The organism is Roseburia yibonii (genome assembly GCF_014297335.1).
In the GTDB taxonomy this organism is placed as follows: Bacteria; Bacillota; Clostridia; order Lachnospirales; family Lachnospiraceae; genus Roseburia_D; species Roseburia_D yibonii.
The window spans coordinates 1-25,025 of sequence record NZ_JACOQH010000005.1 but is presented as its reverse complement, the minus strand read 5'-3'; the positions used below and the strand labels follow the sequence as shown (position 1 = coordinate 25,025).

The window sequence follows — 25,025 nt, the reverse complement described above, 5'->3', positions numbered from 1 at the left end:
TATACCCGGGCGACAAAGAAAAGGGATATTCCAAATGATTCGTTTGGAATATCCCTTAATTTGTCTGTTCATCCGGCGAAAAGGTCATAAGATCTGAGATGTCACAGTCCAAGATGTGGCATAGGGAGTTCAGAGTATTTGTAGACACTGATTCATCGGACATCAGGCGTTTGATCGTTTTGCTGTCTAAATTATAAATTCCGCATTTATTTCGAAGGTAATAAGTACTTATTTCTCTTTCGCGTAATAGTTTACGCAATGGTTCAAAAGAAATCATAAAAAAATCCCCTTTACGTTTCTGTAATTATCACATATAATATATGGGAAATAATATGAGGAATAATCCACACAAAAGAAGGGAGAGGGTAAAAATGGGATATCGCGAATACAAGAATGAGGGATATGAATCCGTAAAAAAGCAACATAATATTATGGTTTTAGTTGGAAACGGATTCGATATGGAAATCCTGGATTCTTTTCAGAAACAGACAAAGACATCCTATGCAAATTTTTATCATTATCTTGAATACCAGAACTGTAGAGAGGATAATGTGATCTACAGAAAAATGAAGGAGGAGAAAGAGAAGGATAACAAACTTTGGGGTGATTTTGAAATCGCATTGATATCGTTGTTGAATGAGAACGTTTCAGCCGTTGATCTGGAAAATGATCTTCATGAGATACAGGGGTATTTTTCTTCATTTTTGGATGATATTATAAGTCCGGAATTTCTGGCTGAGATAGGAAAAAAATCAGAGGAGAAGAAATGGGCGGTCAATTCATTGAGCAGTTTTTTACAGGATATCAGTAAAAAGGATTATAAGACATTACGGTTTCCGGCAAATACCGAATATTATGATTTGTTCAATTTTTTGATCTTTAATTTCAATTATACAGCGCTCTTAGACAATTACATTTATATGGATAAGGAGCAGTTTGATCCGCATCCCTATAAAACAGTGGACAGGAACTTCCGCTTTTACCCGAATCCCAATGGTTACGATGGTGTGAATCCGGAGATAAAAGAAAAAACATGGGTATCCTACCTGATGATGAATGTGATCCATCCGCACGGAGTGCAGAGTGTACCAAGGTCGATCCTGTTTGGATTTAATGATAAGGATCAGATCAGCAATAAAGAATGTGAAGAATACGCAAATCATTTTATCAAACCATATTGGGGACAGAATGAAGTAAAATATAAAAGTTATTTTGCGGAGACAGAGCTTTTTATCCTTTTTGGACTGTCTATGGGACGGACGGATAAATGGTGGTGGGAAAATATCGTGCAGTCGTTGCGGAAAGAAAATTCAGAATTGATCATTTATATGTATCAGGAGGCTGGAGCTAAGGTAAGTGAGAAGAGTGTAAAGGATACATTCTTAAAGGAAGCCGGGGTAGAACTGGAGAAGAAGGAAGAAAAAGCGGTTTTAAGCCGGATTTTTGTAGTGCTGTATCAGGCAGACAGCAAGAGGGTGTTTTTGAATTCCAAAAACTAAACAAAACAACAGTATTCATAGCATAAATTTTTTTGTACAATATGGGGAATATTCCGCATATAAAAATAAGTAAAAAAGGAGAGAGAAAATGAAAAGAAAATTTTTAATGGCGGCGATGTGCTTTGTGATGGCAGGCACATTGTGCGCACCGGGAAACGTGATGGCGGAAGAAACTGCCACGCAGAGTGTGGCAACTACGGAAAATGTGGATGTGGATGGCACAGAAGATGGCTATGTGGTGCCGGAGTTGAAAGATTGGGATTATAGTCTTGGAACGAATACGATTTCATTAACGAGGTATAATGGAAAGGCAGAAAAAGTAAAGGTGCCGGCAACGTATACGGTGAATGGTAAGATATATCAGGTTAATATGTGTACAGTTCTTCTTGATGAGCATAGGGAGAGTTGGGGAATATTTGCATTGGATCCGGTTAAAGAAGTATTGTTTGAAGATGGAGTAAAAGGAAGCGGAAATTCCTATATGTTTTGGGGTTGTGCCAATCTAGTAAAAACAAATCTTCCGTCTGAAATGAAGGAAAGTTGTTATGGTATGTATGAGTACTGCAAAAGTCTGATCGAAGCCCCGGATATTCCAGCTGGAGTAAAAAATACCTCCTATATGTTTAAGGGGTGTCCTAAATTATCCGGCAGTATGAGAATTATGGGATCGATTGAATATGTGGAAGATATGTTTAAAGATGCCGCCACTGAAGGGGATGGCCTTACCATTTACTATGCAGACGGTGTAAATATTGACGAAATTTTAGCGACGAAGAGCGAAAACAGTAAGATTACTGCAGTGCCACTGTCCCAAAATCCGACCCCGGATACGCCAAAGCCGAGCGACCCGACTCCAGATACGCCTACTCCGAGTAATCCGACACCGGCAACACCATCGGGAACTAAGGTGGCAGCTTACGGAAATGATACCTTTTATCAGAGCGATGATGGAAATCTGCGCTGCTATGAAAACGGCAAGTTAGTTACCAATGAATTTAAATTTGACGGAACTTATACTTATTATATGCAGGCAGACGGAACTCCGATGAAAGACCGGCTGACCTACCATCCGGATGGAGAGCATATCATCTATCTTGATACTGAGGGGCATGAAGTGTTTACCAATTTCCAGTATTGCCCGAGCGTGGATTATATCTGTTACTTTGATTCCCAGGGATATCTTTATAAGGATCAGATCACGTTTGTGGGAGACAAGACATATTATCTGAATGCCAATGGAGCGCTGGAACAGAATGGCTGGTTCCGGTTTGCAAATGGTCTGGATTATGGATGGGCAAATGGTGACGGTACTTTGATCACGACAGGGTTCTCTGCGGATCCGTATGGCAGAACGGTGTTTTATCACTGGAACGGAATGGTAGCGAGAGGATTGATTACGGATGGTGTCTACTATTACAACATGGACACGACAGATGGATATTACCTTGGACAGTTTCCGGTGCAGTAATTAGAAACTGAATTGAAAAACAGAAGTGGAATTGAAACCGGTGCATGGGAAATACCTGTGCGCCGGTTTTTTAGTAATCAATAGTTTATAATAATTTAATTTGTTCCCGTAATCGGCGTGTGCTAAGATAAATGTATAAAAGCATATTTTCTATCCGGACAACAGTCCGTCTGTCCGCCATCCGGCGGTTCTAAACATTCTTGTTATTTCAGAAAATTCATGCTTTTTCCACAATCAAAAAGCAGGGGTTTTCGAAGAACTGTTCCTGCGGCGACAGGAGGAAAATAAAATATGGACAAAACAAAAGAAACAGGAAATCAGGTATACCGCAGTTACAAAGACCGGTTGTTCCGCATGGTGTTCCGGGAGAAAAAAGAGCTGCTCGGGCTGTATAACGCAGTGAACGGTACGTCCTACACCGATCCGGAGGCGCTTACCGTCGTGACACTGGAAAACGCCATTTACATGAACATGAAGAATGATCTGGCAGTGGTTATGGATTTTTACATGAATCTGTACGAGCATCAGAGCACTTATAACCCGAACATTCCACTTCGCAACCTGCATTATGTGGCAAGGGAGCTGCGCAGCTGGAGTAATGGGCGGACGATTTATGGGAGACAGCTCGTAAAGATACCGACACCGCGCTTTTTCGTTTTTTATAACGGAAGGGATATGCAGCCGGAACGGCAGGTGTTAAAGCTGTCCGACGCATTTATGAACCCGGAGGAAGATCCGGCACTGGAGCTGAAAGTTGTGATGTTAAACATCAACCTCGGCAGAAATAAAGAACTGATGGAACAGTGCCATACACTGCTTGAGTACGCGCAGTTTGTTGACCGGCTCAGAACCTGTGAGAAGAGCATGGGACGGGAAGAAGCGGTGAAGCATACGGTAGATGCCTGCATCAGAGAAGGAATTCTGAGGGATTTCCTGTTAAAATACAGGGAGGAGGCCATAGAGATGTGTATCTTTGAATATGATGAGGAAGAGACCCTGCGTCAGCTGGGGCAGCAGAGCTATGAGGAAGGCGTTGCGGTTGGAGAGGAACAGATGCTTCTTCGAAAAATCTGCACAAAACTGAAAAAAGGAAAAACGCCGGAGACCATAGCGGAGGAGCTGGAAGAAGACCTTCCGAGAGTAAAAGCGATTTGTGAAGCAGCAGCGGCGTTTGCACCGGAATATGACTGGAGATCGGTCTATGAAGAAATAGAAAAACAAAAGCGATAGACGGCGCACGAGGTCTGGTGGACCTCGGCATTGCGCGGACCGAAGCGGAGCAAAGAAGCGAGAACTCGTTCGAGCCCCGTCATAACATATAAAAAAGAAGCTTTTCTCAAAGCCTCTTTTAAAAGAGCGATAGACGGGGCTCGAACCCGCGGTCTCGACCTTGGCAAGGTCGCGCGTTACCAACTACGCCACTATCGCATTTGCACATCTGACCTTCGTCAGCGACAAGTAATAATATACAGTATAAAAACGGCTTTGTCAACTGCAAAATGAAAAAAATTAGAAGAATAGGAAACGCGGCTGCCACATATGATAGAACAAAGAAAAGCCGGAGGAATTTTTTGGATGAGCGCAAAAACAAAAATCGTGGTACTTCATATGAAAGAGCTGGTCTATACGGTCATTTTTGTGGTACTGGCGGTACTTTTGATCCTGCTCTTTGTTTTTATGTTCGGTTCGAAAAAAGACGAAAGTGCAAAAGAGACCATGAAGTATACACCGGGAAAATATACCTCCTCAATATTATTTAATGATAACAGCATAGATGTGGAAGTGGTGGTGGATGAGAACCGGATCAACTCCGTTTCGCTGGTCAATCTGGATGAAAGCGTGGCGACGATGTATCCGTTAATGCAGCCGGCGCTGGATGCGATCTCCCAACAGATTTATGAAAACCAGTCGTTGGAGGGCATTGATTACGGAAGCGAAAACCAGTATACCTCGCAGGTTCTTGTGGAAGCGATCCGGAATGCCTTGTCAAAAGCAGAGGAAAAGTGATAAAATAGGAACGATCAAAATGAGGGAGTTGCGATGGACGGCAGATGTGAAGATTTTTCCTATCAGGTTATTTATAAGAAGGTAAGACATATGACGATCCGTGTCACGGCGGCAGCACAGGTCATCGTGACAGCACCGTATGGTTATCCGAAGGAAACGGTGCGCGGATTCGTGGAAGCAAAGAGCGGCTGGATTCGAAAGCATCTGGCGCAGATGCAGGAAAAGCAGACAATCGTGCTGTCGGAGCTTTCTTTCGGGGAAGACGAGGAAAGACAGCTGAGAGCGCTTGTGGATGCCTGCTTTCCGGCGTTTGTGGATTACCGGATACCGGAGCCTGAGCTGCATTTCCGAAAGATGAAGAGCCGATGGGGCAGCTGCAACAAGGCGCGGGCTTCGATCACATTAAATCAGGCGCTTTGCGCGGTTCCGGCTGAGTGCCGCACTTATGTAGTGGTTCACGAGCTGGCACATCTGGTGGAGGCAAATCATAGCGCCGCTTTTTACCGCGTGGTAGAGACGGTGCTCCCGAAGTACAAAGAATATGAAAAGAGGTTAAAAGGCTATGCGCTACAAAATGAAAAATGAGACACTGACAGCAGAGATTGAGTCTTTTGGAGCGGAATTAAAATCCATAAAGAGCAATGCGACCGGCGTGGAGTATATGTGGTACGGAAAACCGGAATATTATAAAAGAACGTCACCGATCCTGTTTCCGTTTGTCGGAAGCTTAAAAAACCAGGAATACACCTATGAGGGAAAGAAATATCCGATGACGCAGCACGGCTTTGCGCGCGATATGGAATTTAAGGTGACAGAACAAAAGGAAGATGAGCTGTGGTTCCTTCTGGTGTCCGATGATTCCACACTGGAGAAGTATCCGTTTTCATTTGAATTGCATATCGGTTACCGTCTGGTCGGCAATGCATTAAAAGTGACCTGGAAAGTTGTCAACACCAATGAAAAAGAGATGCATTTTTCGATCGGCGCGCATTCTGAGTTTAACTGCCCGCTGCAGGATGAGTCGGACAAGACCGGATATGGACTTGATTTTCATACCGGACATGAAGTGCTTGCTTCCCGGATCAATGCGGACGGACTTATGCTGGATGGAAAGCAGAAGATCGCGGAAGACGCAGGAAAAATGCTGTTTCCGGAAGGATTTTTTGATGATGGTGTTTACATTGTGGAAAACAGTCAGACCAACCGTGTGTCACTGTTAGATCCGAAAGGAAGAGAATATGTGACGGTAAGTTCGGATGCGCCTCTTTACGGAATATGGTCCCCGGAGAAAAAGAACGCGCCGTTTGTCGCAATCGAACCGTGGTATGGAAGATGTGACAGAGCGACTTTTGCCGGAACATTGGAGGAACGCGAGTGGGGCAACCATCTGATGCCGCACGAGACATTTGAGCAATCCTATGAGATTGCGATCACAGAATAGAGGATCAGATAAAAAGAGCCGTGTCCGCTGCCTTATGTGGCAGAGGGCGGCTCTTTTGTCATTGCCTCATGTTCTTTTTGCAGTTCATCGTGCAGGGCAAAGGAATTCCAGGTGATGTTATCCGGTGTGAGAACCGCTTTTAAGGCAACACGCGCAATCTTTGCCCGGCGCATTTCCAGTAAAAACCGGTCAAGCAGGCGCCCGTCAAAATCTTTCATGACAAGCATCTCATCCGTAAATGCTTCCCGTTTTGGATCTGAGGAAAAAGAAGCGTCATCTTGCGGTGTGGGAAAATCTTTGATGCCGGCGAGCATACCGATGGGTTTCGCGTAATCGACCGGGTCTACCTGTTTGATACGGATATGCAGCTTTAAGCAGATAAGACGGATCTTTTTACCTTTTTCATTGCTTAGATTGTAAAAAAGAATGAGTGGTGTCATGGCAGTTCCTCCAAAATAAGAATAGATTTATTATAAGAAAAAAGTGTTTTTTGTGCAAGATGGAAAACTGTACGCAAACCGGAAAAAAGAAGGAAGAAAAAGAAGTTTGCAGAATCTGAAAATTCTGCTATAATGCGATACAGTATAGTAGGGAATTGTGACAGAATAAATGAGAGAACCTACGGATAGGAGCAGAGGATGAAGATAATAATTGTAGGCTGCGGAAATGTTGGAGCCACACTGGCAGAGCAGCTTAGCAGGGAAGGACATGACATAACAGTCATTGACGTCAGAGAACAGCTTGTGGAGAACATTTCAACCAGCTGCGATGTGCTTGGAATTGTAGGAAATGGCGCGAGCTTTAATGTACAGTCGGAGGCGGGCATCGGAGATGCCGATCTTCTGGTAGCGGTAACAGGACAGGATGAATTAAACCTGCTCTGCTGTCTGATCGCGAAAAAGGCAGGAGGATGCCACACGATCGCGCGTGTCAGCAATCCGGTTTACAGCAGGGAGATTTCTTTTATCCGGGAAGAACTCGGACTTTCCATGATCATCAATCCGCAGCTTGCGGCGGCAAGGGAAATGGCAAGACTTTTGAAATTCCCGTCCGCACTGGAAGTGGATTCTTTTGCGAAAAGCCGTGTGGATCTTGTCATTTACCGGATCGAGGAGGGCAATCCGCTCTGTAATATCAAACTGCGTGACATGGGCAGCAGACTGCACTGTGATGTACTGATCGCGGTAGTGGAACGCGGCGAGGAAGTGATCATTCCGGATGGAAATTTTGAACTGAAGGCAAAGGATGTCATTTCCATTGTCGGAACTCAGGCAAAAACAACCGAATTTTTCAAAAAACTCGGTGTCCCGACAGCGGCAGCCAAAAATGTCATGATCATTGGCGGTGGACGCACATCGATCTATCTGGCAAAGCAGCTGTTGGATCTTGGCATTAAGGTAAAGATCATCGACCGGGACGCAAATCACTGCGAAGAACTTTCCGAGATGCTGCCAAAAGCGATGATCATCTGCGGCGATGCCACGGATAAGGAACTTCTGATGGAAGAAGGACTCATGGAGATGGAGGCGTTTGTCGCAACGACCAATTTCGATGAGGAAAACATTATGCTCGCGCTGTTTGCAAAGAGTTGTTCCAAGGCAAAGCTCATCACGAAGGTACACCGCATTTCCTATGATGAGATCATAGAAAACTTAAATGTCGGCAGTATCATTTATCCGAAATATATTACCGCGGAATCGATCATCAAGTATGTCCGCGCAATGAAAAATTCACTGGGAAGCAATATCGAGACGCTGTACCGCTTAAATGACAATCAGGTTGAGGCGGTGGAATTTCTGATCAAAGAGGATGCGCCTGTGGTCGGTATCCCGCTTCAGGATTTAAAACTGAGGCCGAACATGCTGATCGGCTGTATCACACACAGAGGACAGGTTACGATCCCGAAGGGACAGAGCGTGATCGAAGTGGGGGATACGGTGATCGTCATTACGACAACGACCGGACTGCATGACATCCGGGATGTGGTAAAGTAGGAGGCACGACATGAATTATTCGATGATCCGATATATCTTATGCAGCGTACTCGGTTTTGAGGGGCTGTTTTTGCTGCTTCCGGCACTGGTGGGAGCGATTTATGGCGAGAAAGAAGGACTGGTTTATCTTGCGGTTGCCGCAGCCAGCCTGCTTCTCGGAATGCTTGGCAGGATCAAAAAACCAAAGAGCAGTGTCTTTTATTCCAGAGAGGGATTTTCGGCGGTATCGCTTAGCTGGATCGTTCTCAGTCTGGTGGGAGCGGTTCCGCTTCGGCTGACCGGGGAATTCCCATCTTATGTGGATGCGTTGTTTGAGACGATCTCCGGTTTTACTACGACCGGCGCGAGCGTGTTGTCTTCGGTGGAGGAGCTTACGCATGCTACGGCGTTCTGGCGCTGTTTCACTCACTGGATCGGCGGTATGGGGGTACTGGTATTTATTATGGCGATCTTACCGCTCTCCGGCAGCTCGTCGCTGCATCTGATGCGCGCGGAGAGCCCCGGACCTTCGGTCGGAAAACTGGTGCCAAAGATCCGCAGCACGGCAATGATCTTATATGGGATCTATCTGCTTATCACACTCAGTGAGATGGTGGCGTTAAAGATTGCAGGAATGTCTGTGTTTGAGTCGGTGACACTGACGTTTTCCACCGCGGGTACCGGTGGATTCGGACTGGTCAATACCAGTATCGCGTCCTATACGCTTGCGGTGCAGATCATCATCACGGTATTTATGCTGCTTTGCTCGATCAATTTTAACGTATATTATTTATTTTTGATCCGAAGACCAAAAGACGCTCTGTTAAACGAGGAAGTGCGTTATTTCCTGATCATTGTATTTACCAGTGCGGCGCTTATCACCGTGAGCATCCACGGGCAGTATAAAAGTGTGTTCTATGCCTTCCATGAAGCGCTTTTTCAGGTCGCTTCCGTGGTCAGCACGACCGGATTCGCGACAGCGGATTTTAACCTGTGGCCGGAATTCGCGAAAATGATCCTTGTGGGTCTGATGTTTATCGGAGCCTGTGCCGGAAGTACCGGAGGAGGCTTTAAGGTGTCACGTCTGATGATCGTGTTCCGGGCAGTGAAAAATGAGATCCAGTCGGTCACACATCCGAGAAGTGTGCAGAAGGTGCGTATGGATGGACGGAGAGTGCCGGACAATGTAGTAAAATCCGCGCTCTGCTATATGGCGGGATATTTCCTGATCCTTCTGATCTCGATTCTGCTGCTCAGCTTAAACGGCTATGATATGACCACGAATGTGACGGCAGTCATAGCGACCTTTAACAATGTGGGACCTGGCCTTAATATGGTAGGACCGACCGGAAACTTTGGCGCGTTCAATATTTTTTCCAAATTCGTGCTGATGTTTGATATGCTGATCGGCCGTCTGGAGCTGTTCCCGATGCTGGTGCTTTTTGCGCCGGGAATGTGGCGGCTTCCGGCAAGGAGAGCAGATCGGAAAGAGCTTGGCCTTGATATCTGAGTCCGGCAGCGGTGCAGGATTGCTTTTTTTTACAAAATTTATTATAATTGTAAATTATAATGTGCGAAGTGGGTGATGTTTATGGCGGATATTACAACAGAACAACTGGAAGAACTGGAAAATGAAGTGATTCCGAAAGCAGACAATATAAAGACGATGAAGGAGTTTGAAAGCCCGGAGTATCTTTATAAAGAACTGATAGCCAGCGTGCGTAAATATCATCCTTCCGACGATATTTCCATGATCGAAAAAGCATACCATGTGGCGGATGAGGCGCATAAGGGACAGGTCAGAAAGTCCGGAGAGGCCTATATTATCCATCCGTTATGTGTTGCGATCATCCTGGCGGAGCTTGAGCTGGACAAGGAGACGATCGTTGCAGGGCTGCTCCATGACGTGGTGGAAGACACGGTTATGACCGTGGAGGAGATCACAGAGGAGTTCGGCGCTGAGGTCGCGCTTCTGGTGGACGGTGTTACCAAGCTCGGACAGCTTGCGTATGACGCGGACAAGGTGGAAGTACAGGCGGAAAATTTACGAAAGATGTTTCTTGCGATGGCAAAGGATATCCGTGTCATCCTGATCAAACTGGCGGATCGTCTGCATAATATGCGTACTTTAAAATACATGACGCCGGAGAAGCAGAAGGAAAAGGCGCGTGAGACGATGGACATCTATGCGCCGATCGCGCAGCGTCTTGGTATTTCCAAGATCAAGATCGAGTTGGATGACCTTTCACTCAAGTATCTCGAACCGGAAGCGTACTATGATCTGGTCGAGAAGGTGGCACTCAGAAAGAGTGTGCGTGATGATTATGTGCAGCAGCTTGTCGGCCAGGTGAAAAAGAGCATCGAAGCGGCAGGCATCAAGGCGGATATTGAGGGACGCGCAAAGCATTTTTTCAGTATCTATAAAAAGATGAAAAACCAGGGAAAGACGATCGACCAGATCTATGATCTGTTTGCGATCCGTATTATCGTGGAGTCCGTAAAGGACTGTTATGCGGCGCTCGGTGTGATCCATGAGATGTACAAGCCGATCCCGGGACGCTTTAAGGACTATATCGCGATGCCGAAGCCGAATATGTATCAGTCCCTGCACACAACGCTGATCGGACCGACCGGACAGCCGTTTGAGATCCAGATCCGTACCTATGAGATGCACCGTACCGCGGAGTATGGTATCGCGGCACACTGGAAATACAAAGAGGCATCCGACGGAAAGAATGTCCAGAACCAGGAAGAAGAAAAATTAAGCTGGCTCAGACAGATCCTGGAGTGGCAGAGAGATATGTCCGATAACCGGGAATTTATGAGTCTCTTAAAGAGCGATCTCGACCTGTTTTCAGATACGGTATTCTGCTTTACACCGACCGGTGATGTCAAAAACCTGCCGAACGGTTCGACACCGGTGGATTTTGCGTACAGCATCCATTCGGCGGTCGGAAATAAGATGATCGGAGCGAAGGTAAACGGAAAGCTGGTTCCGATCGACTATGTGATCCAGAACGGTGACCGGATCGAGATTTTAACCTCACAGAATTCCAAGGGACCGAGCAGAGACTGGTTAAATATCGTAAAGAGTACACAGGCAAAAAATAAGATCAACCAGTGGTTTCGCAGTGAGTTAAAGGAAGAGAACATTGTAAAGGGAAAAGAACTGATCGCCCAGTACTGTAAGACGAAGAATATCAATCTTTCCGATATCAATAAACCGGAGTATCAGAGTAAGATACTGCATAAATACGGCTTTCATGACTGGAATGCGTGCCTTGCGACACTCGGCCACGGCGGTTTAAAGGAAGGTCAGATCGTAAACCGCATGCTGGAAGAATACCATAAGGATCATCCGATCCAGATGACGGACGCGGATGTGCTGGAAGCAGTGGCGGAAAACAAGGAAAAAGCGGCGGCAACACCGGTTGTCCGTTCAAAGAGTGGCATCATTGTCAAGGGACTTTATGATGTGGCAGTGCATTTTTCCAAATGCTGCAGCCCGGTACCGGGGGACGAGATCGTTGGTTTTGTAACGCGGGGCAGAGGTGTTTCCATACACCGGACCGACTGTATCAACATCATCAATCTCTCTGACATGGAGCGTGCGCGCCTGATCGATGCCGAATGGCAGCAGGATACCGAGGGAGAAGGCAAGGGACTTTATATCGCGGAGATCAAGATCTTCTGCCATGACAGAAAAGGCCTTCTTGTGGATATCACAAAGATCTTTACCGAACGGGAGATCAGTATCAGCGGGATCAATTCCAAGACCAGCAAGCAAGGGATCGCGACGATTTCGGTATCGTTCAGCGTCAAAGGAAAAGAAGAACTGGAGCGTCTGGTTGAGAAGGTGCGCCAGATCGAGAGCGTGATCGACATTGAGCGTACAACAGGCTGACGGATCACGGACAGAATAAGGAGAAATCATGGCAAAATTAAAAGTATATTCCTATCAGGTAGGACCGGTTTGTACCAACTGTTATTTTGCGGCAAATACGGAGACAAAGGAAGCGATCATCATAGATCCGGGTGCAGCTGCGGATTATCTGATCGAGCAGATAGAAAAAGAAGGGCTGCGTCCGGTCGCGGTACTTCTGACCCATGGTCATTTCGATCATGCGACAGCGGCAGCGGATGTGGCATCATATTTTGGTGTGCAGATCTATGCGCATGAGCTGGAAAAAGAGACGCTGGAGAATCCGGCGCTGAACCTCTGCGCGATGGCGGGAACGAGCGGTCTGGTATTTCATGCGGATGTCTTTGTAAAAGACGGGGAGATGCTTGATCTTGCAGGTTTCTCTATCCGTGTGCTGCACACACCGGGACATACCATTGGCGGCGTGTGCTACTACTTCTTGAAGGAAAATGCACTGTTTTCCGGGGATTCCCTGTTCTGCGAATCCATCGGACGCACGGATTTCCCGAAGGGCAGTATGTCGGATCTGATCCGCACCGTAAAAGAGAAGCTGTTGGTGCTTCCGGAATATGTGCGTGTCTATCCGGGACATAACGAGGAGACGACGATTGAGCACGAACGTGTATACAATCCGTATTTTTAGGAAAAGAGTTTTTTATGATCATCGTGAAATTAAATCAGCCAGGGTTTGAATACGACATTCATTCCCTGGTAAAGTCTTTTTATCCGGCAGAAGATGTGTATGTGTCGGTACAGGAAAAACAGACGGATGAGCCGGTCTTATTTTATATGGAATGTCAGTATGCCACAGATGAGATCCGGCTGTCGGTCTGGAAAGAGAAAGAAAAGCGTGAAGATAAGCCGTTAAACGAGCAGATCGTTCCGGTTGCGGAAGCTGACCGCAAAGAGGTAAAAAACCGCCTGAAGCGGGTGCTTTATACAATGCTTTCCGAACACACGGGGATTACACTTCCGTGGGGAACATTAAGCGGGATACGCCCGGTCAAGATCCCGATGCAGCTTTTGGAAGAGGGAAAGAGCAGGGATAAGATCGCGTCTTATATGAAGGACACTTACTACTGTTCGGATGGCAAAACAAAGCTGTCTCTCGACATTGCAAAGCGGGAGCTTGCGCTGCTGCAAAAGCTCGATTATGAGCATGGCTACAGCATTTATATCGGGATTCCGTTCTGCCCGAGCACCTGTCTTTACTGTTCGTTTACCTCTTATCCGCTTTCCGCGTGGAGAGACCGCGTGGACGCGTATCTTGACGCACTGGAAAAAGAAATCGATTTTACTGCGGAAAAATGTAAGAACCGGAAATTAAATACGATCTATATCGGCGGCGGAACGCCGACGACTTTAAGCGCGGCGCAGCTAGACCGCCTGATCCGCAAGATCAAGTGCAGTTTTGATCTCTCGGATCTTCTGGAATTTACGGTGGAAGCGGGCAGACCGGACAGCATCACAAAAGAAAAGCTGGAGGTGCTGCACTGGCACGGCATTTCAAGGATATCGATCAATCCGCAGACCATGAAACAGAAAACGCTGGACATTCTGGGCAGACATCACACGGTAGAACAGATCGAAGAGACCTTCCATTTGGCAAGAAAGATCGGATTTGACAATATAAACATGGATCTGATCATGGGACTGCCCGAGGAAACGATCGAGGATGTCGCGTATACAATGGAACGGTTAAAGGCGCTCGATCCGGACAATATTACGATCCACTCGCTTGCGATCAAGCGGGCGGCGAGACTTAACATATTTAAGGATCGGTATAAGGAATTAAAGATCGAGAATACGCAGGCGCATCTGGATGTGGCGGCACATGCGGCAGAACAGATGGGGCTGACCCCGTATTATCTTTACCGCCAGAAAAATATGGCGGGAAATTTTGAGAATGTCGGTTATGCGAAGCCGGGCAAGGCAGGCATTTATAATGTCTTGATTATGGAGGAAAAACAGACTATAATGGCACTTGGTGCAGGTGCTTCCACAAAATTTGTGCTTGATCACGGAGCACGCACGGAACGCGCAGAAAATGTCAAGGACGTGACCAGCTACCTGGCACGGATTGATGAAATGATAGACAGAAAAGCAAAGAAAATGGAGGAAATTTCATGGCATTAGTAAAGAAACCTGTCACAGGTATGAAAGATATTTTACCGGAAGAAATGCAGATCCGCGATTATGTGGTGAATATCATAAAAGAAACTTATCGTAGTTTCGGATTCACCCCGATCGACACGCCGTGCATGGAGCACATTGAAAATCTGTGCAGCAATCAGGGCGGCGAGAATGAAAAACTTATTTTTAAAGTGTTAAAACGCGGAGAAAAGTTAGACCTTGCAAACGCGAAAAGCGAAAGTGATCTGGTCGATTCCGGTATGCGCTATGATCTGACCTTACCGCTTTCCCGCTTTTACGCGAACAACGCGAACAATCTGCCGTCCCCGTTTAAGGCGCTTCAGATCGGAAGTGTATGGAGAGCAGACCGTCCGCAGAGAGGACGTTTTCGTCAGTTTACACAGTGTGACATCGACATCCTCGGTGAGCCTTCCAATTTAGCGGAGATCGAGCTGATCCAGGCGACGACTACCACACTTGGAAAACTTGGATTTAAAAACTTCGAGATCCGTATCAATGAGCGCCGCATCTTAAAAGCGATGGCTGCTTACAGCGGATTTGAAGAAAAAGATTTTGACATTGTATTTATTATTCTGGATAAGATGGACAAGATCGGACTGGACGGTGTGGCAGAGGAACTGGAAAAATCCGGTTTCGCGAAAGAGAGCATTGAAAAGTATCAGTCACTGTTTGCCGGCGTGGAAAAAGCAGAGGATGGCGTGCAGTATCTGGCAGACACTCTGGGTGAATATTTAGATGCGGATGTCATGACCAATTTTAAAGATATCATTACCGCAGTCGAGGCGACAAAGGGCGATTTCTTCAAGCTGGTATTTGACCCGACACTGGTGCGCGGGATGTCTTATTACACCGGAACGATCTTTGAGATCGCGATGCCGGAGTTCGGCGGAAGCTGTGGCGGCGGCGGACGTTACGACAAGATGATCGGAAAATTTACCGGACAGGATGTTCCGGCGTGTGGATTTTCCATCGGATTTGAGCGTATCATCATGCTGCTTTTAGAGAGCGGATTTAAAGTTCCGTCCCAGGAGAAGACCGCATATCTGATCGAAAAGGGCTATCCGAACGACAAGCTCTGCGAGGTCATGAAACAGGCAGCGGACGAGCGTGCCGCAGGAAAACAGATCTTAGTGACACGCATGAACAAGAACAAAAAGTTCCAGAAAGAAAAACTTACCGCAGAGGGCTATACCGATTTTGTGGAGTTTTTTAATAAATAATTGTTAAATCAAATTGAAATTACAGGATAAATCAGGAGGAAATACTCATGGCAGAGTCAATGAGAGGCATGAAAAGATCCCACAGATGTACGGAGGTTTCTGCGGCAAATATCGGGCAGACCGTCACCGTCATGGGATGGGTACAGAAAAGAAGAAATCTGGGAAGTCTGATCTTTATCGATTTAAGAGACCGTTCCGGGATCCTTCAGATCGTGTTTGATGAAAACAGTGTAGGAGCAGATGGATTTACAAAGGCAGGAACGCTCAGAAGCGAATTTGTCATTGCAGTGACCGGTACGGTACAGAAACGTTCCGCAGCAGTCAATGAAGCGTTAAAGACCGGAGATATCGAGGTGATCGCCACAGATATCCGCGTGCTGTCCGAATCACAGACACCGCCGTTCCAGATCGAAGAAAACAGCCAGACGAAGGATGAGATCCGCCTGAAATACCGTTATCTGGATTTAAGAAGACCGGATATCCAGCGCAACCTGATGATGCGCAGCAAAGTTGCGTATCTGATGCGTGATTTTATGTCAAAAGAGGGATTCCTTGAAATCGAGACACCGACATTGTGCAAATCCACACCGGAGGGCGCAAGAGATTACCTTGTACCGAGCCGTGTGCATCCGGGTTCTTTCTATGCGCTGCCGCAGTCTCCGCAGTTGTTTAAACAGCTTTTGATGGTGTCCGGTTTTGACCGTTATTTCCAGATTGCCCGCTGCTACCGTGATGAGGATCTGCGTGCAGACCGTCAGCCGGAATTTACACAGGCAGATATGGAGCTTTCCTTTGTAGATATCGATGATGTGATCGAAGTAAACGAGCGTCTTTTAAAATACATTTTCAAAGAAGCGATCGGCGTGGATGTACAGATTCCGTTAAAACGTATGCCATGGCAGGAAGCAATGGACCGCTTCGGTTCAGATAAGCCGGATACCCGTTTTGGCATGGAATTACATGACGTATCGGATGTCGTAAAAGGATGCGGTTTCGGTGTGTTTACCGGTGCGCTTGAGAACGGTGGTTCCGTGCGTGGTATCAATGCCGAGGGACAGGGCGCAATGCCGAGAAAGAAGATCGATAAGTTGGTTGAATTTGCTAAGGGTTACGGCGCAAAGGGACTTGCTTATCTCTCAATCAATGAAGATGGTACTTACAAGTCTTCTTTTGCAAAATTCATGACAGAAGAAGAATTAAGCAACCTGGTTCAGGCAATGGAAGGAAAGCCGGGAGATCTGTTGCTCTTTGCGGCAGACAAAAACAAGATTGTATGGAACGTGCTTGGCGCTCTGCGTTTAGAGCTGGCAAAAGAGCTGGATCTGCTTGATCCGAACCAGTACAATTTCCTCTGGGTAACAGAGTTTCCGCTCCTCGAGTGGTCAGATGAAGAAAACCGTTTCATGGCAATGCATCATCCGTTTACGATGCCGATGGAAGAAGACTGGGATAAGATCGATTCCGATCCTGGTTCGGTGCGCGCAAAGGCATACGACATCGTATTAAACGGAACAGAGCTTGGCGGCGGTTCCGTCCGTATCCATCAGGATGATATCCAGGAGAAGATGTTTGAGGTGCTCGGATTTACCAAAGAGAGAGCGCATGAGCAGTTTGGTTTCCTGTTAGATGCGTTCCAGTACGGAGTACCGCCTCACGCAGGACTTGCTTACGGACTTGACCGTCTTGTGATGCATATGGTACATGCGGATTCTATCCGTGATGTCATTGCGTTCCCGAAGGTAAAGGATGCGTCGGATCTGATGACCAACGCGCCGGATGTGGTAGATGAAAAGCAGTTAGAGGAGCTTGGCATCGAAGTGGCGCCGCAGGAAGAGGAAGCAAAAGAAGAATAATTTTACGCGGAATACAGAAAAGATCAGAAGTCTGCCGGATGGCGGATTTCTGGTCTTTTTGCGTTCTGTTTATAAAAAAAGTATAAACTGACGGAAAACTATTTACAATCTGAGAAAAAGTAGTATGATAAAAGAGTCTTAATTATCTTGATGCAAATCTAACATTCAGGATTTCTAACATTTCAAAGTATTATTCAAAAACATTCCAATTGGAGAAAAGAGTATGTCAGAAAGAAAAAAGGCAGTGTCTATGCGGCTGCGTGCTTTTTGGTATCACAGACAGCTTGCGCTTATAAAGCGGAGATATTACCGGACGCACAGTTGGCTCTGGCACAGTTGCAGGAGAATTTTAAAGCTTCTGCGAATGATCATGACAGGCGGAATCGTGTCTTTGTTTTTGTTCCTTGCGGCCGTCGGAACCGTGACACTGATCCACCCGGTCATGCGGCAGTTATTGTTACAGTTTTTTTATTAAAGGAGGAAACATTTATGGAACAGATTATCAAACATTTTACCCCGGCAATGGCAGCTTTTGCGGTTGGAGTTCTGTTAATCGGGATTCTTGTGGCAATATTGTCTTCCAATGGCGTAGTAGCCGAACAGATGAATAAGATCATTACGGGATTTTTTGAAGCGGCATCCGCACAGCTCCCGGCCTAAGGAAAAGCGGGCGAAAGGGGGAATTGGTTGAGTGCAACGATCACGTTTGAGTTAAGTGAGAAACATTTCGGGATCTTTTATCCGTATCTGGTACAGGACAGTGTGACAGATATTGATTATAACGGCAGAAATATCTGGATCACAGATCTGGAGAAAGGGCGCTATCCGGCGCCCGAATCTGTCAGTGAGCGGTTTGTCATGCAGTTTACGCACGATATCGCAAACTGTATGAACCGCCCGTTTAATCAGGCGAATCAGGTGCTTGAGGCAGATACGAATGAACTGCGCATCAGTATCGTACATGAATCTGCGGCGGTTTCCGGGACCAGTATCTGTATCCGGAAATCTCCGCCGGTCGTGCGAAATACCGCAGAGGAGCTGTTGGAAAGCGGCTATGTGAGTCTGCCGGTTTTAAGCCTGTTAGCGAACTGTGTCCGTGCGAAGATGAATTTTGTGTTTGGCGGGACACCGGGAGTGGGAAAGACGGAATGCGCGAAATTTTTTATGCAGTTTATCCCGCCGGATGAGCGGGTGATCACGATCGAGGATTCGCTGGAACTGCATTACGGGGATATCCATCCGGGCAGTGACTATGTGGAACTGCGTGTGGGAGGAAGCTTTGGATATACGGAAGCGATTAAGGCGTGTCTGCGTCAGAACCCACAGTGGCTTGTGCTCTCGGAGGCGCGTTCTACCGAGGTGCGCTTTCTTTTGGAGCAATGGAGTACGGGGGTGAACGGTTTTTCCACGATCCATGTCAAAGATCTGCGGGAACTGCCCGACCGTCTGCTCAATATGATGGGGCAGACAGGAGATATGGTGCGTATGGAGAACCGTATTTATGAGTTTGTCAATATCGGGATCCTGATCCGCTGTGTCCGCACAAAGGAGGGAAAGCTGTTCCGTTATATTGACCAGGTCTGCTTTTTTACAAGGGAAGAGGAGCATAACCGTATGTACCGGCTGGTCGAGGATGGAAAACTGATCCGGCGGGAACTGCCTGCCGATGTGAAAAAGCAGCTTCACCGTGCGGGGATCACGGATCCGTTTGTCTGCGACCGGTTCGATCAGAGAAAGGGGGAAGGGGAAGCGGAATGTTTGTAAAAAAAAGAAAAATACAGGTGCTTGGACTGTTGAGCCATAAGAACCTGGCGCGGGAAGTCCATATGTATGGATATCACTATTCGTCTAAGACACATCTGTTTTTGATCCTCGGCGTTTTGACCGGAAGCATCGCACTTGGTCTGATCTTTCGGCTTTTACCGCCGTTTATACTGGCGGTCGTGATCTCGTCACTTTTGATACTGCCGCTTTTAATCCTTGCGATGTATGAGCGCATGTATGAACAGAAGCGTTTTTCCGAGGCAGGACAGTATGTAGACCAGATGTTATATTCTTTTTTAAAACATCAGAAGATCTACGCGTCATTAAAAGACTGTATGCGTGTCATGAAAGAGGGCGGGATGTATGAAGTGATGGAACAGGCGGTCTTTCATATTGACCGGGGAGTGGCAGACACCGACGCCGGAGTTTTAAGAGAGGCGCTTTCCGGTATTGCGGCGGCCTATCCTGCGGAAAAGATACAGACAGCCAATGAGCTGATGCTGCGTGTGGAAGAACGGGGCGGCGAGTTTGAGCATTCGGTCAATCTGCTTTTGCAGGACGCGGATGTGTGGAAGCGCAGCTGTTACCGGCTGCAGGCAGAAAAGAAGCAGCGGCATGTGGAGACCGTGCTTTGCATTATCTTTTCCACATTTTTGTGCGGTGCGGTTTTATATGCCTTAAACTGGGCAGGAGCACTGTTCCCATCAAACGGAACATTTGACATTTTTTCTTATCCTATCGTACAGCTCACATCAACAATTCTGATTATTTTCCATTTATTTGTATTTTATAAGAGTTCGAAAAATCTGACGGCGGACTGGCTCAGTGAACGACAGGTCTGCGATGAAAAACTGGTGCTTTCCGGTTATGAAACAGTCATGCACTATGATCCGGATCGGGAGCGGAAAAAGAGTATTCTGTTTTCGGCACCGTTCTTTACAGCGGCGGCAGCAGGCATGATCCTTGAAAAAACCCTGCCTGCGGTGGTGTGCCTTGGACTGGCGGTCTTTTTGTTGTTTCAGCACAGGATCGGTTACAAGCTGGCGAAGGATACGGTAAGGCGTGAACTGTATGTGCGTTTTCCGCAATGGCTGATGGATCTGGCACTGCTCATGCAAAGCAACAATGTGTATGTGTCACTGAGAAAGTCCAGAGAAAACGCCGCAGAACTGTTTGCGTCACAGCTGGATGAGCTTTTGTGCCGCATTGAGGAAAAACCGGATGATGTGGAGTCCTATACCGCATTTTTCGGAGAATTTGAGATACCGGAGATCACATCCTGTATGCAGATGCTTTATGCGGTCGCGGAAAATGGAAATGGGGATGTGGATGCCCAGGTGGAGCATCTGATCCGGCGGATCCACGAGATGCAGGAACAGATACAGGAGGCATCCGGAGAACATGCAAAGTTTAAGATGGATATGGTGTTTTCCTATCCGATGGCGGCAGCCTGCGCAAAAATGGCAGTGGATATGACATTTGGCATGGTAGTTATGCTGGCAATGCTCGGCAGCATGCAGTTAGGAGGATGATATGGCACAGATTGTTCAGTTTTTTACAGGTATTCTTCTGATGCTGCTCGGATTTTTCGTGTGTATCAGTGTGGTTTCCGGTGTCTTTTCCAGTGTGCGGGCAGATGAATACAAGGCAGATGTGATCGTGGAGATCGAGGACAGCAACTTTAACGCGCAGGTAATGGAACATTGTAAAAAACAGGCGGAGGAGGCGGGTTACGACCTGACAGTGACACCTTGTGAGTATGATGCGGACGGCGATCTTTCTCTGGCGGAAGTGATCCTTTCGTATTCCTATGAAGTACCGCTTCTTGGAATAGAAGAAAAAAAGCAGCTGCGCGGCGTGGCGAGATAGAGGAGGAAAGAGACATGGAGCGTTTGATAGAAGAAATCGGAGGCGCGGTTCTTTTTGTGCTTTTCGGAGGTGCGTTATTACAGGCAGTGATCCGGATCTTTGACCTTTTTACCGGATTTTAGGAGGAAATGATGGAAGAGATTTTAAGAGAGTATGGAAGCGGGATTCTTGCGGCAGTTACAGGGATCGGCTTTCTGATATTCTATGCAGGACTATACAGTGAAGGTGGGGTACTGCGCAAGGCGGTACTTGCGTTTCTTGCAGGGATCTGCGGATAGGAGAAAGAGATGGAACAGATCATCAGACATTTTGGACGTGGGATCGCGGCGGTGGCGGTGGCACTTTTTCTGGTTGCATTTCTTTTTGGGGGCGCGGATGGAAAGCAGGGGCTGCTAAGGATGACGGGGGCAGCGATAAAGCCCGGCAGTATCTGCTATACGGACTACAAAGATTATAAGGTGCTGCAGACAGAGGCGGCAAAACCGGAGCCGGTGCTGACAGAAACATTCGGGGAGCGTGTCCTGGTGGCAGGGCAGGATTACAAAGTGACGGATTATATTACTGCGGCAGATAAAGACGGGAGAACGTATGATTTTCTGCTGGAAAAAGTATTGGACAAAACGGGAAATGAAGTGGTGGCATATGGGCAGACGCAGGATGGGATGCTGTGCTTTGAAAAATCCGGGATATATACGCTTAGGATCGCAGTCAGCAATGACGCAGGAAAAAGAAAGCGTTACCAGATTGCGGTTTCAGTAGCGAGAAAGCAGGAAAGCGGGGGAGAGGGATGAAAAATCTGATCATATGTGTTTTTGTGGCATTAACGGGAATCTGCTGTCTTGGAACTGTCTGCGCGATCAGCGGGCGGAATGCAAGAGAGATGGAGTTAAAGGCAAATCTCGGAACAGCGGTGGAGACAACGGTGGAACGGGAAATGAAAAAGGCAGAAAGCGGGACAGAAGAAGAGACAGATGAGAGCATATTTCTGGCAGAAGCGGTTGCGGCGATCACTGCGGAGCTTCGTACCGATTCCGATGTTTGCGTCAGGATCTGGGGAGCAGATGAGAAGAAGGGACTTTTGGGAATGGAGGTGGAGGAAATGTTTCGTTATCCAAATGGAAGAGAAGGAAGGGTTTCCTACAGCAGAACAGCGATACTGGATAAAGAGAAGGATAAGAAAGGGTCGCATACCGTAAAATTTTACTGGAATAAGGAGGATATGCAGGCAGATGCGGACTGCTACAAATCCTTTGTGGTGGCAGACGGGGAAAAGATCAAAGAGCCATGCACGCCGAAGGCAGACGGTATGGTGTTTGAAGGCTGGCATGACTGGAATGATTATATTGCGGACTTTTCACAGGAGGTTCAGGAGGATATCGTTTATTACGGGGCATGGAGCAAATAAAGCGTTGTCGATAAAGTAAGAAGAAAATACATATTTTTTTTCCTTTTTCAATGGTAAGATAGAATCAGTGCAATATACGCGGAAAGTTACCGCATAAGAAAAGAAGAGGAAAAGGAGAATTAATTATGAAAAACAAAGGAATGAAATTATTATTACTGGCAATGACAGTTGCAGGACTGACGGGAGCAGCGCCGGTCGGAGTGCTTGCGGACACCACAGACGAAGGTGTGACCAGTGAGGCGGCGATAGAAGAAACGACAGAAACAGCGGATACCGCAAAAGGCGGACGGAATGTGCCGTATTACAGCTTATCCAAAGATGGCGGCAACTGGGATGGTTCCCATTATACAAAAGCAGACGGTACACTTGCAAAGGATGTATTCTTTTTTGATGGGGAAAATACCTATTATTTACAGGCAGACGGTTCCCCGATGAAGGACAAGCTGACCTATCATCCGGATGGAGAGCACATCATCTATTTTGATACGGAAGGACATGAAGTATTTACAACCTTCCGGTATTGTCCGGGTGTGGGTTATACCTGCTACTTTGACGCACAGGGCTATCTCTATAAAGATCAGATCACCTTTGTCGGAGACAAGGTTTATTATCTGAACGCCAACGGAGCCATGGAGCAGAGCGGCTGGTTTGGTTTTGCGAACGGACGTGACTATGGTTTTGCCAATCAGGATGGTACGCTGATCACGACCGGATGGGGCTATGATCCTTATGGCAGAACGGTGTTCTATCACTGGAACGGCATGGTGGCAAGAGGACTGATCTCCGATGCGTCTTATTATTACAACATGGATGAGACGGATGGACACTACATCGGGCAGTGGGCGTACAACAGCATTGTGGTGGATGGTTACGCGTTTGATGTGGACAAGATCAATGCAGTGTCGGCGGCAAGCAGGAATGCGGATGAGTATGGGTATGAGAGCCGTGAAATGTCTTATGGAAACACGGTAGTAGATGGTATCGATTACGCTTCGGTGTTCAATGCGCAGGCATACTTAAATGGAAACACAGATGTAAAGGCAGCTGGATTCACTACGGATAACGCGATCCTTCATTTTGTGAAAGACGGTATGCCGGCGGGCAGAGGTGCATTGGGGCAGGGATTTGATCCATGTTACTATCGCGCAAACTATTACGATGAATTAAATCCAAAATACGGGGATGACTGGAAGCTGTATTACTATGATTATATGTGCTATGGCAAGTCATCTGGAAAAGTGGCAAATAAATATATTTCAAGAAAGGCAGGCAGGTTAGCTGGACATGACTTTGATTATGCGGCACTGGTAAGAGATTATCCGGAATACCGCTGATCAGGTGAGATCAGCATGTCTGACAGATAAAGGATAAATGAAGGGACGAAAGAACAATAAAAGAAGATTATTAGCATGGGCAGGAATGTGTGTCATGCTTCTGACCGGGCTGCTTGCGGTGAAACCGCAGGAGACAAAGGCGTTGACGACCGGAGATATTTACTGGAGTGGTAATACAGCATATGTAGCGACCCAGGCGGGGCTGAACGAAGCATGTGACAGAAGAATTACGGCGGATGTTTATCTGCTGAATGATATTACGTTGATTAATAAAGATATTTATGATACATATTATCCTACCGGTATTTCCGTGTATGGGGTCAAGACGATCCATGGAAACGGACATACGATCCGGAACGGAATAAATGTGCTAGATGGAAGTGCCAGTGAGGATGTAAAAAACAACGGTGCGCCGGTCTTTAACGTAGCAAATACCCTGACACTGCAGGATGTTGTGATCAAGGGGAACAATGGAGATGATGGTGACGTACAGGATTACCGCAGTGGTATTGTGGTAAGTCCCGGAGGCATGGTAAATGTCCGGTCTGGAACCTATATCACAGAGTGTACCTCATGGTATAAGGGTAATGGGGAACTGCGCGGCGGACATGGGATCTGGTGTAAATCCGGCGGTACGATCAATGTCTATGATGGCAGTATCTATGGCAATGAGCAGTCCGGGATCGGTTCCTCCGGCGGTACGATCAGCGTTGCCGGTGGAAATATCTATTATAACGGCAATAACGGGATCAGTTCCTACGGAACCGTGTATTTCCACGGCGGTACCATAAACCAGAACGCAAACTGCGGGATCTATGTCGGTGATGGCTATGCATATATCAATGGCGGTCTTATTGCCGGAAACCGGAGTGAGGCATCGGCAGGTATCGGCATCCAGAAGGGTGATGTCGTGATGAATGGCGGAACGGTCAATAATCTCTCGCAGACCGGCGTTTATCTCTTGAACGGGAATGGGACGTTTACCATGAATGCGGGGGAGATCTACAGTAACGCGGCGTGTGGGATCACGGCAAACGGCGGCACCGTAACTATCAACAATGGACGCATCCATGACAACGGACAGCATGGTATTTCTTCTTCCGCAAACCTTACGGT

Annotated in this window: 25 protein-coding genes and 1 tRNA gene; 23 read left to right on the top strand and 3 right to left on the bottom strand. The window is 46.9% G+C overall.

Translation table 11 applies throughout. From position 1 onward, the window contains the following. Positions 1–55: 55 nt before the first annotated feature. Positions 56–277, bottom strand: a complete 222-nt coding sequence (locus H8Z76_RS14005; RefSeq protein ID WP_176926251.1) for a helix-turn-helix domain-containing protein — start codon at positions 275–277, stop codon at positions 56–58. Between the two features lie 94 nt (positions 278–371). On the opposite strand from H8Z76_RS14005, the gene H8Z76_RS08020 reads away from it, so the two are divergent. The 3 genes from H8Z76_RS08020 to H8Z76_RS08010 all read left to right on the top strand — a co-directional run bounded on the left by H8Z76_RS08020 (position 372) and on the right by H8Z76_RS08010 (position 4,197). Further along, positions 372–1,499, top strand: a complete 1,128-nt coding sequence (locus tag H8Z76_RS08020; protein WP_186982198.1) for an AbiH family protein — start codon at positions 372–374, stop codon at positions 1,497–1,499. 88 nt (positions 1,500–1,587) lie between these two features. Next, a complete protein-coding gene (locus H8Z76_RS08015) occupies positions 1,588–2,967 on the top strand; it encodes a leucine-rich repeat domain-containing protein (RefSeq protein WP_186982197.1) in 1,380 nt (459 codons plus the stop codon). A 291-nt stretch (positions 2,968–3,258) separates the two neighbouring features. Beyond that, on the top strand, positions 3,259–4,197 hold the full coding sequence (locus H8Z76_RS08010) for an RpnC/YadD family protein (protein ID WP_186982196.1): 939 nt from the start codon (positions 3,259–3,261) through the stop codon (positions 4,195–4,197). A gap of 125 nt (positions 4,198–4,322) precedes the next feature. Here the strand turns inward: H8Z76_RS08010 and H8Z76_RS08005 are convergent. Further along, positions 4,323–4,395, bottom strand: a tRNA-Gly gene (locus H8Z76_RS08005). 147 nt (positions 4,396–4,542) lie between these two features. Here H8Z76_RS08005 and H8Z76_RS08000 point away from each other — a divergent pair. Genes H8Z76_RS08000 through H8Z76_RS07990 form a run of 3 tightly spaced genes read left to right on the top strand, consistent with a single transcriptional unit; the run spans position 4,543 to position 6,415 of the window. Then, positions 4,543–4,974 (top strand): FMN-binding protein, encoded by a 432-nt coding sequence (locus H8Z76_RS08000; RefSeq protein WP_022514976.1) that lies wholly within the window; start codon positions 4,543–4,545, stop codon positions 4,972–4,974. Positions 4,975–5,007: 33 nt separating this feature from the next. Next, the gene (locus H8Z76_RS07995; protein ID WP_147618965.1) at positions 5,008–5,559 is read left to right on the top strand and encodes a M48 family metallopeptidase; all 552 of its coding nucleotides are present in this window, start codon (positions 5,008–5,010) and stop codon (positions 5,557–5,559) included. After that, positions 5,537–6,415 (top strand): aldose 1-epimerase family protein, encoded by an 879-nt coding sequence (locus tag H8Z76_RS07990; protein ID WP_186982195.1) that lies wholly within the window; start codon positions 5,537–5,539, stop codon positions 6,413–6,415. Before H8Z76_RS07995 ends, H8Z76_RS07990 begins: the two co-directional genes overlap by 23 nt. A 32-nt stretch (positions 6,416–6,447) precedes the next feature. On the opposite strand, the gene H8Z76_RS07985 is transcribed toward H8Z76_RS07990, so the two are convergent. Then, positions 6,448–6,855 (bottom strand): DUF3783 domain-containing protein, encoded by a 408-nt coding sequence (locus H8Z76_RS07985; protein ID WP_186982194.1) that lies wholly within the window; start codon positions 6,853–6,855, stop codon positions 6,448–6,450. 198 nt (positions 6,856–7,053) lie between these two features. Here H8Z76_RS07985 and trkA point away from each other — a divergent pair, with 198 nt between their 5' ends. The 17 genes from trkA to H8Z76_RS07900 all read left to right on the top strand — a co-directional run. Further along, complete coding sequence (gene trkA / locus H8Z76_RS07980; protein ID WP_022514972.1) at positions 7,054–8,409, top strand: Trk system potassium transporter TrkA; 1,356 nt, start codon at positions 7,054–7,056, stop codon at positions 8,407–8,409. Positions 8,410–8,419: 10 nt separating this feature from the next. After that, positions 8,420–9,898 carry a TrkH family potassium uptake protein gene (locus H8Z76_RS07975; RefSeq protein WP_186982193.1) on the top strand — a complete coding sequence of 493 codons (1,479 nt, stop codon included), beginning with the start codon at positions 8,420–8,422 and terminating at the stop codon, positions 9,896–9,898. Between the two features lie 81 nt (positions 9,899–9,979). Then, positions 9,980–12,292 (top strand): RelA/SpoT family protein, encoded by a 2,313-nt coding sequence (locus tag H8Z76_RS07970; protein ID WP_186982192.1) that lies wholly within the window; start codon positions 9,980–9,982, stop codon positions 12,290–12,292. Between the two features lie 28 nt (positions 12,293–12,320). Next, positions 12,321–12,953 carry an MBL fold metallo-hydrolase gene (locus H8Z76_RS07965; RefSeq protein WP_186982191.1) on the top strand — a complete coding sequence of 211 codons (633 nt, stop codon included), beginning with the start codon at positions 12,321–12,323 and terminating at the stop codon, positions 12,951–12,953. Between the two features lie 14 nt (positions 12,954–12,967). Further along, positions 12,968–14,446: a coproporphyrinogen dehydrogenase HemZ gene (hemZ, locus tag H8Z76_RS07960; protein ID WP_186982190.1), complete on the top strand. Its 1,479-nt coding sequence runs from the start codon at positions 12,968–12,970 to the stop codon at positions 14,444–14,446. Then, positions 14,437–15,684 carry a histidine--tRNA ligase gene (hisS, locus tag H8Z76_RS07955; protein WP_186982189.1) on the top strand — a complete coding sequence of 416 codons (1,248 nt, stop codon included), beginning with the start codon at positions 14,437–14,439 and terminating at the stop codon, positions 15,682–15,684. Before hemZ ends, hisS begins: the two co-directional genes overlap by 10 nt. A 47-nt stretch (positions 15,685–15,731) precedes the next feature. After that, positions 15,732–17,537: an aspartate--tRNA ligase gene (gene aspS / locus H8Z76_RS07950; RefSeq protein WP_022515159.1), complete on the top strand. Its 1,806-nt coding sequence runs from the start codon at positions 15,732–15,734 to the stop codon at positions 17,535–17,537. A gap of 223 nt (positions 17,538–17,760) precedes the next feature. Beyond that, on the top strand, positions 17,761–18,012 hold the full coding sequence (locus H8Z76_RS07945; RefSeq protein ID WP_022515158.1) for a hypothetical protein: 252 nt from the start codon (positions 17,761–17,763) through the stop codon (positions 18,010–18,012). 14 nt (positions 18,013–18,026) lie between these two features. Next, a complete protein-coding gene (locus H8Z76_RS07940; RefSeq protein ID WP_022515157.1) occupies positions 18,027–18,197 on the top strand; it encodes a hypothetical protein in 171 nt (56 codons plus the stop codon). 27 nt (positions 18,198–18,224) lie between these two features. Beyond that, positions 18,225–19,301 carry an ATPase, T2SS/T4P/T4SS family gene (locus H8Z76_RS07935; RefSeq protein WP_186982188.1) on the top strand — a complete coding sequence of 359 codons (1,077 nt, stop codon included), beginning with the start codon at positions 18,225–18,227 and terminating at the stop codon, positions 19,299–19,301. After that, a complete protein-coding gene (locus H8Z76_RS07930) occupies positions 19,292–20,833 on the top strand; it encodes a hypothetical protein (protein WP_186982187.1) in 1,542 nt (513 codons plus the stop codon). Before H8Z76_RS07935 ends, H8Z76_RS07930 begins: the two co-directional genes overlap by 10 nt. Before the next feature lies 1 nt (position 20,834). After that, a complete protein-coding gene (locus H8Z76_RS07925) occupies positions 20,835–21,170 on the top strand; it encodes a hypothetical protein (protein ID WP_186982186.1) in 336 nt (111 codons plus the stop codon). Between the two features lie 131 nt (positions 21,171–21,301). Further along, positions 21,302–21,448 carry a hypothetical protein gene (locus tag H8Z76_RS07920; RefSeq protein WP_022515152.1) on the top strand — a complete coding sequence of 49 codons (147 nt, stop codon included), beginning with the start codon at positions 21,302–21,304 and terminating at the stop codon, positions 21,446–21,448. Between the two features lie 9 nt (positions 21,449–21,457). Next, the gene (locus tag H8Z76_RS07915; protein WP_186982185.1) at positions 21,458–21,961 is read left to right on the top strand and encodes a hypothetical protein; all 504 of its coding nucleotides are present in this window, start codon (positions 21,458–21,460) and stop codon (positions 21,959–21,961) included. Then, a complete protein-coding gene (locus H8Z76_RS07910; protein ID WP_022515150.1) occupies positions 21,958–22,575 on the top strand; it encodes a hypothetical protein in 618 nt (205 codons plus the stop codon). Before H8Z76_RS07915 ends, H8Z76_RS07910 begins: the two co-directional genes overlap by 4 nt. Positions 22,576–22,700: 125 nt before the next feature. Then, on the top strand, positions 22,701–23,909 hold the full coding sequence (locus H8Z76_RS07905) for a hypothetical protein (RefSeq protein WP_186982184.1): 1,209 nt from the start codon (positions 22,701–22,703) through the stop codon (positions 23,907–23,909). Between the two features lie 37 nt (positions 23,910–23,946). After that, positions 23,947–25,025 (top strand): right-handed parallel beta-helix repeat-containing protein (locus tag H8Z76_RS07900; protein ID WP_186982183.1); only part of this gene is annotated, 1,079 nt, incomplete at its 3' end.

Coding starts and splice junctions, on each gene's coding strand:
- H8Z76_RS14005 (WP_176926251.1), bottom strand. CDS start 277: ATGATTTCTTTTGAACCATTGCGTAAACTATTACGCGAAAGAGAAATA.
- H8Z76_RS08020 (WP_186982198.1), top strand. CDS start 372: ATGGGATATCGCGAATACAAGAATGAGGGATATGAATCCGTAAAAAAG.
- H8Z76_RS08015 (WP_186982197.1), top strand. CDS start 1,588: ATGAAAAGAAAATTTTTAATGGCGGCGATGTGCTTTGTGATGGCAGGC.
- H8Z76_RS08010 (WP_186982196.1), top strand. CDS start 3,259: ATGGACAAAACAAAAGAAACAGGAAATCAGGTATACCGCAGTTACAAA.
- H8Z76_RS08000 (WP_022514976.1), top strand. CDS start 4,543: ATGAGCGCAAAAACAAAAATCGTGGTACTTCATATGAAAGAGCTGGTC.
- H8Z76_RS07995 (WP_147618965.1), top strand. CDS start 5,008: ATGGACGGCAGATGTGAAGATTTTTCCTATCAGGTTATTTATAAGAAG.
- H8Z76_RS07990 (WP_186982195.1), top strand. CDS start 5,537: ATGCGCTACAAAATGAAAAATGAGACACTGACAGCAGAGATTGAGTCT.
- H8Z76_RS07985 (WP_186982194.1), bottom strand. CDS start 6,855: ATGACACCACTCATTCTTTTTTACAATCTAAGCAATGAAAAAGGTAAA.
- trkA (WP_022514972.1), top strand. CDS start 7,054: ATGAAGATAATAATTGTAGGCTGCGGAAATGTTGGAGCCACACTGGCA.
- H8Z76_RS07975 (WP_186982193.1), top strand. CDS start 8,420: ATGAATTATTCGATGATCCGATATATCTTATGCAGCGTACTCGGTTTT.
- H8Z76_RS07970 (WP_186982192.1), top strand. CDS start 9,980: ATGGCGGATATTACAACAGAACAACTGGAAGAACTGGAAAATGAAGTG.
- H8Z76_RS07965 (WP_186982191.1), top strand. CDS start 12,321: ATGGCAAAATTAAAAGTATATTCCTATCAGGTAGGACCGGTTTGTACC.
- hemZ (WP_186982190.1), top strand. CDS start 12,968: ATGATCATCGTGAAATTAAATCAGCCAGGGTTTGAATACGACATTCAT.
- hisS (WP_186982189.1), top strand. CDS start 14,437: ATGGCATTAGTAAAGAAACCTGTCACAGGTATGAAAGATATTTTACCG.
- aspS (WP_022515159.1), top strand. CDS start 15,732: ATGGCAGAGTCAATGAGAGGCATGAAAAGATCCCACAGATGTACGGAG.
- H8Z76_RS07945 (WP_022515158.1), top strand. CDS start 17,761: ATGTCAGAAAGAAAAAAGGCAGTGTCTATGCGGCTGCGTGCTTTTTGG.
- H8Z76_RS07940 (WP_022515157.1), top strand. CDS start 18,027: ATGGAACAGATTATCAAACATTTTACCCCGGCAATGGCAGCTTTTGCG.
- H8Z76_RS07930 (WP_186982187.1), top strand. CDS start 19,292: ATGTTTGTAAAAAAAAGAAAAATACAGGTGCTTGGACTGTTGAGCCAT.
- H8Z76_RS07925 (WP_186982186.1), top strand. CDS start 20,835: ATGGCACAGATTGTTCAGTTTTTTACAGGTATTCTTCTGATGCTGCTC.
- H8Z76_RS07920 (WP_022515152.1), top strand. CDS start 21,302: ATGGAAGAGATTTTAAGAGAGTATGGAAGCGGGATTCTTGCGGCAGTT.
- H8Z76_RS07915 (WP_186982185.1), top strand. CDS start 21,458: ATGGAACAGATCATCAGACATTTTGGACGTGGGATCGCGGCGGTGGCG.
- H8Z76_RS07910 (WP_022515150.1), top strand. CDS start 21,958: ATGAAAAATCTGATCATATGTGTTTTTGTGGCATTAACGGGAATCTGC.
- H8Z76_RS07905 (WP_186982184.1), top strand. CDS start 22,701: ATGAAAAACAAAGGAATGAAATTATTATTACTGGCAATGACAGTTGCA.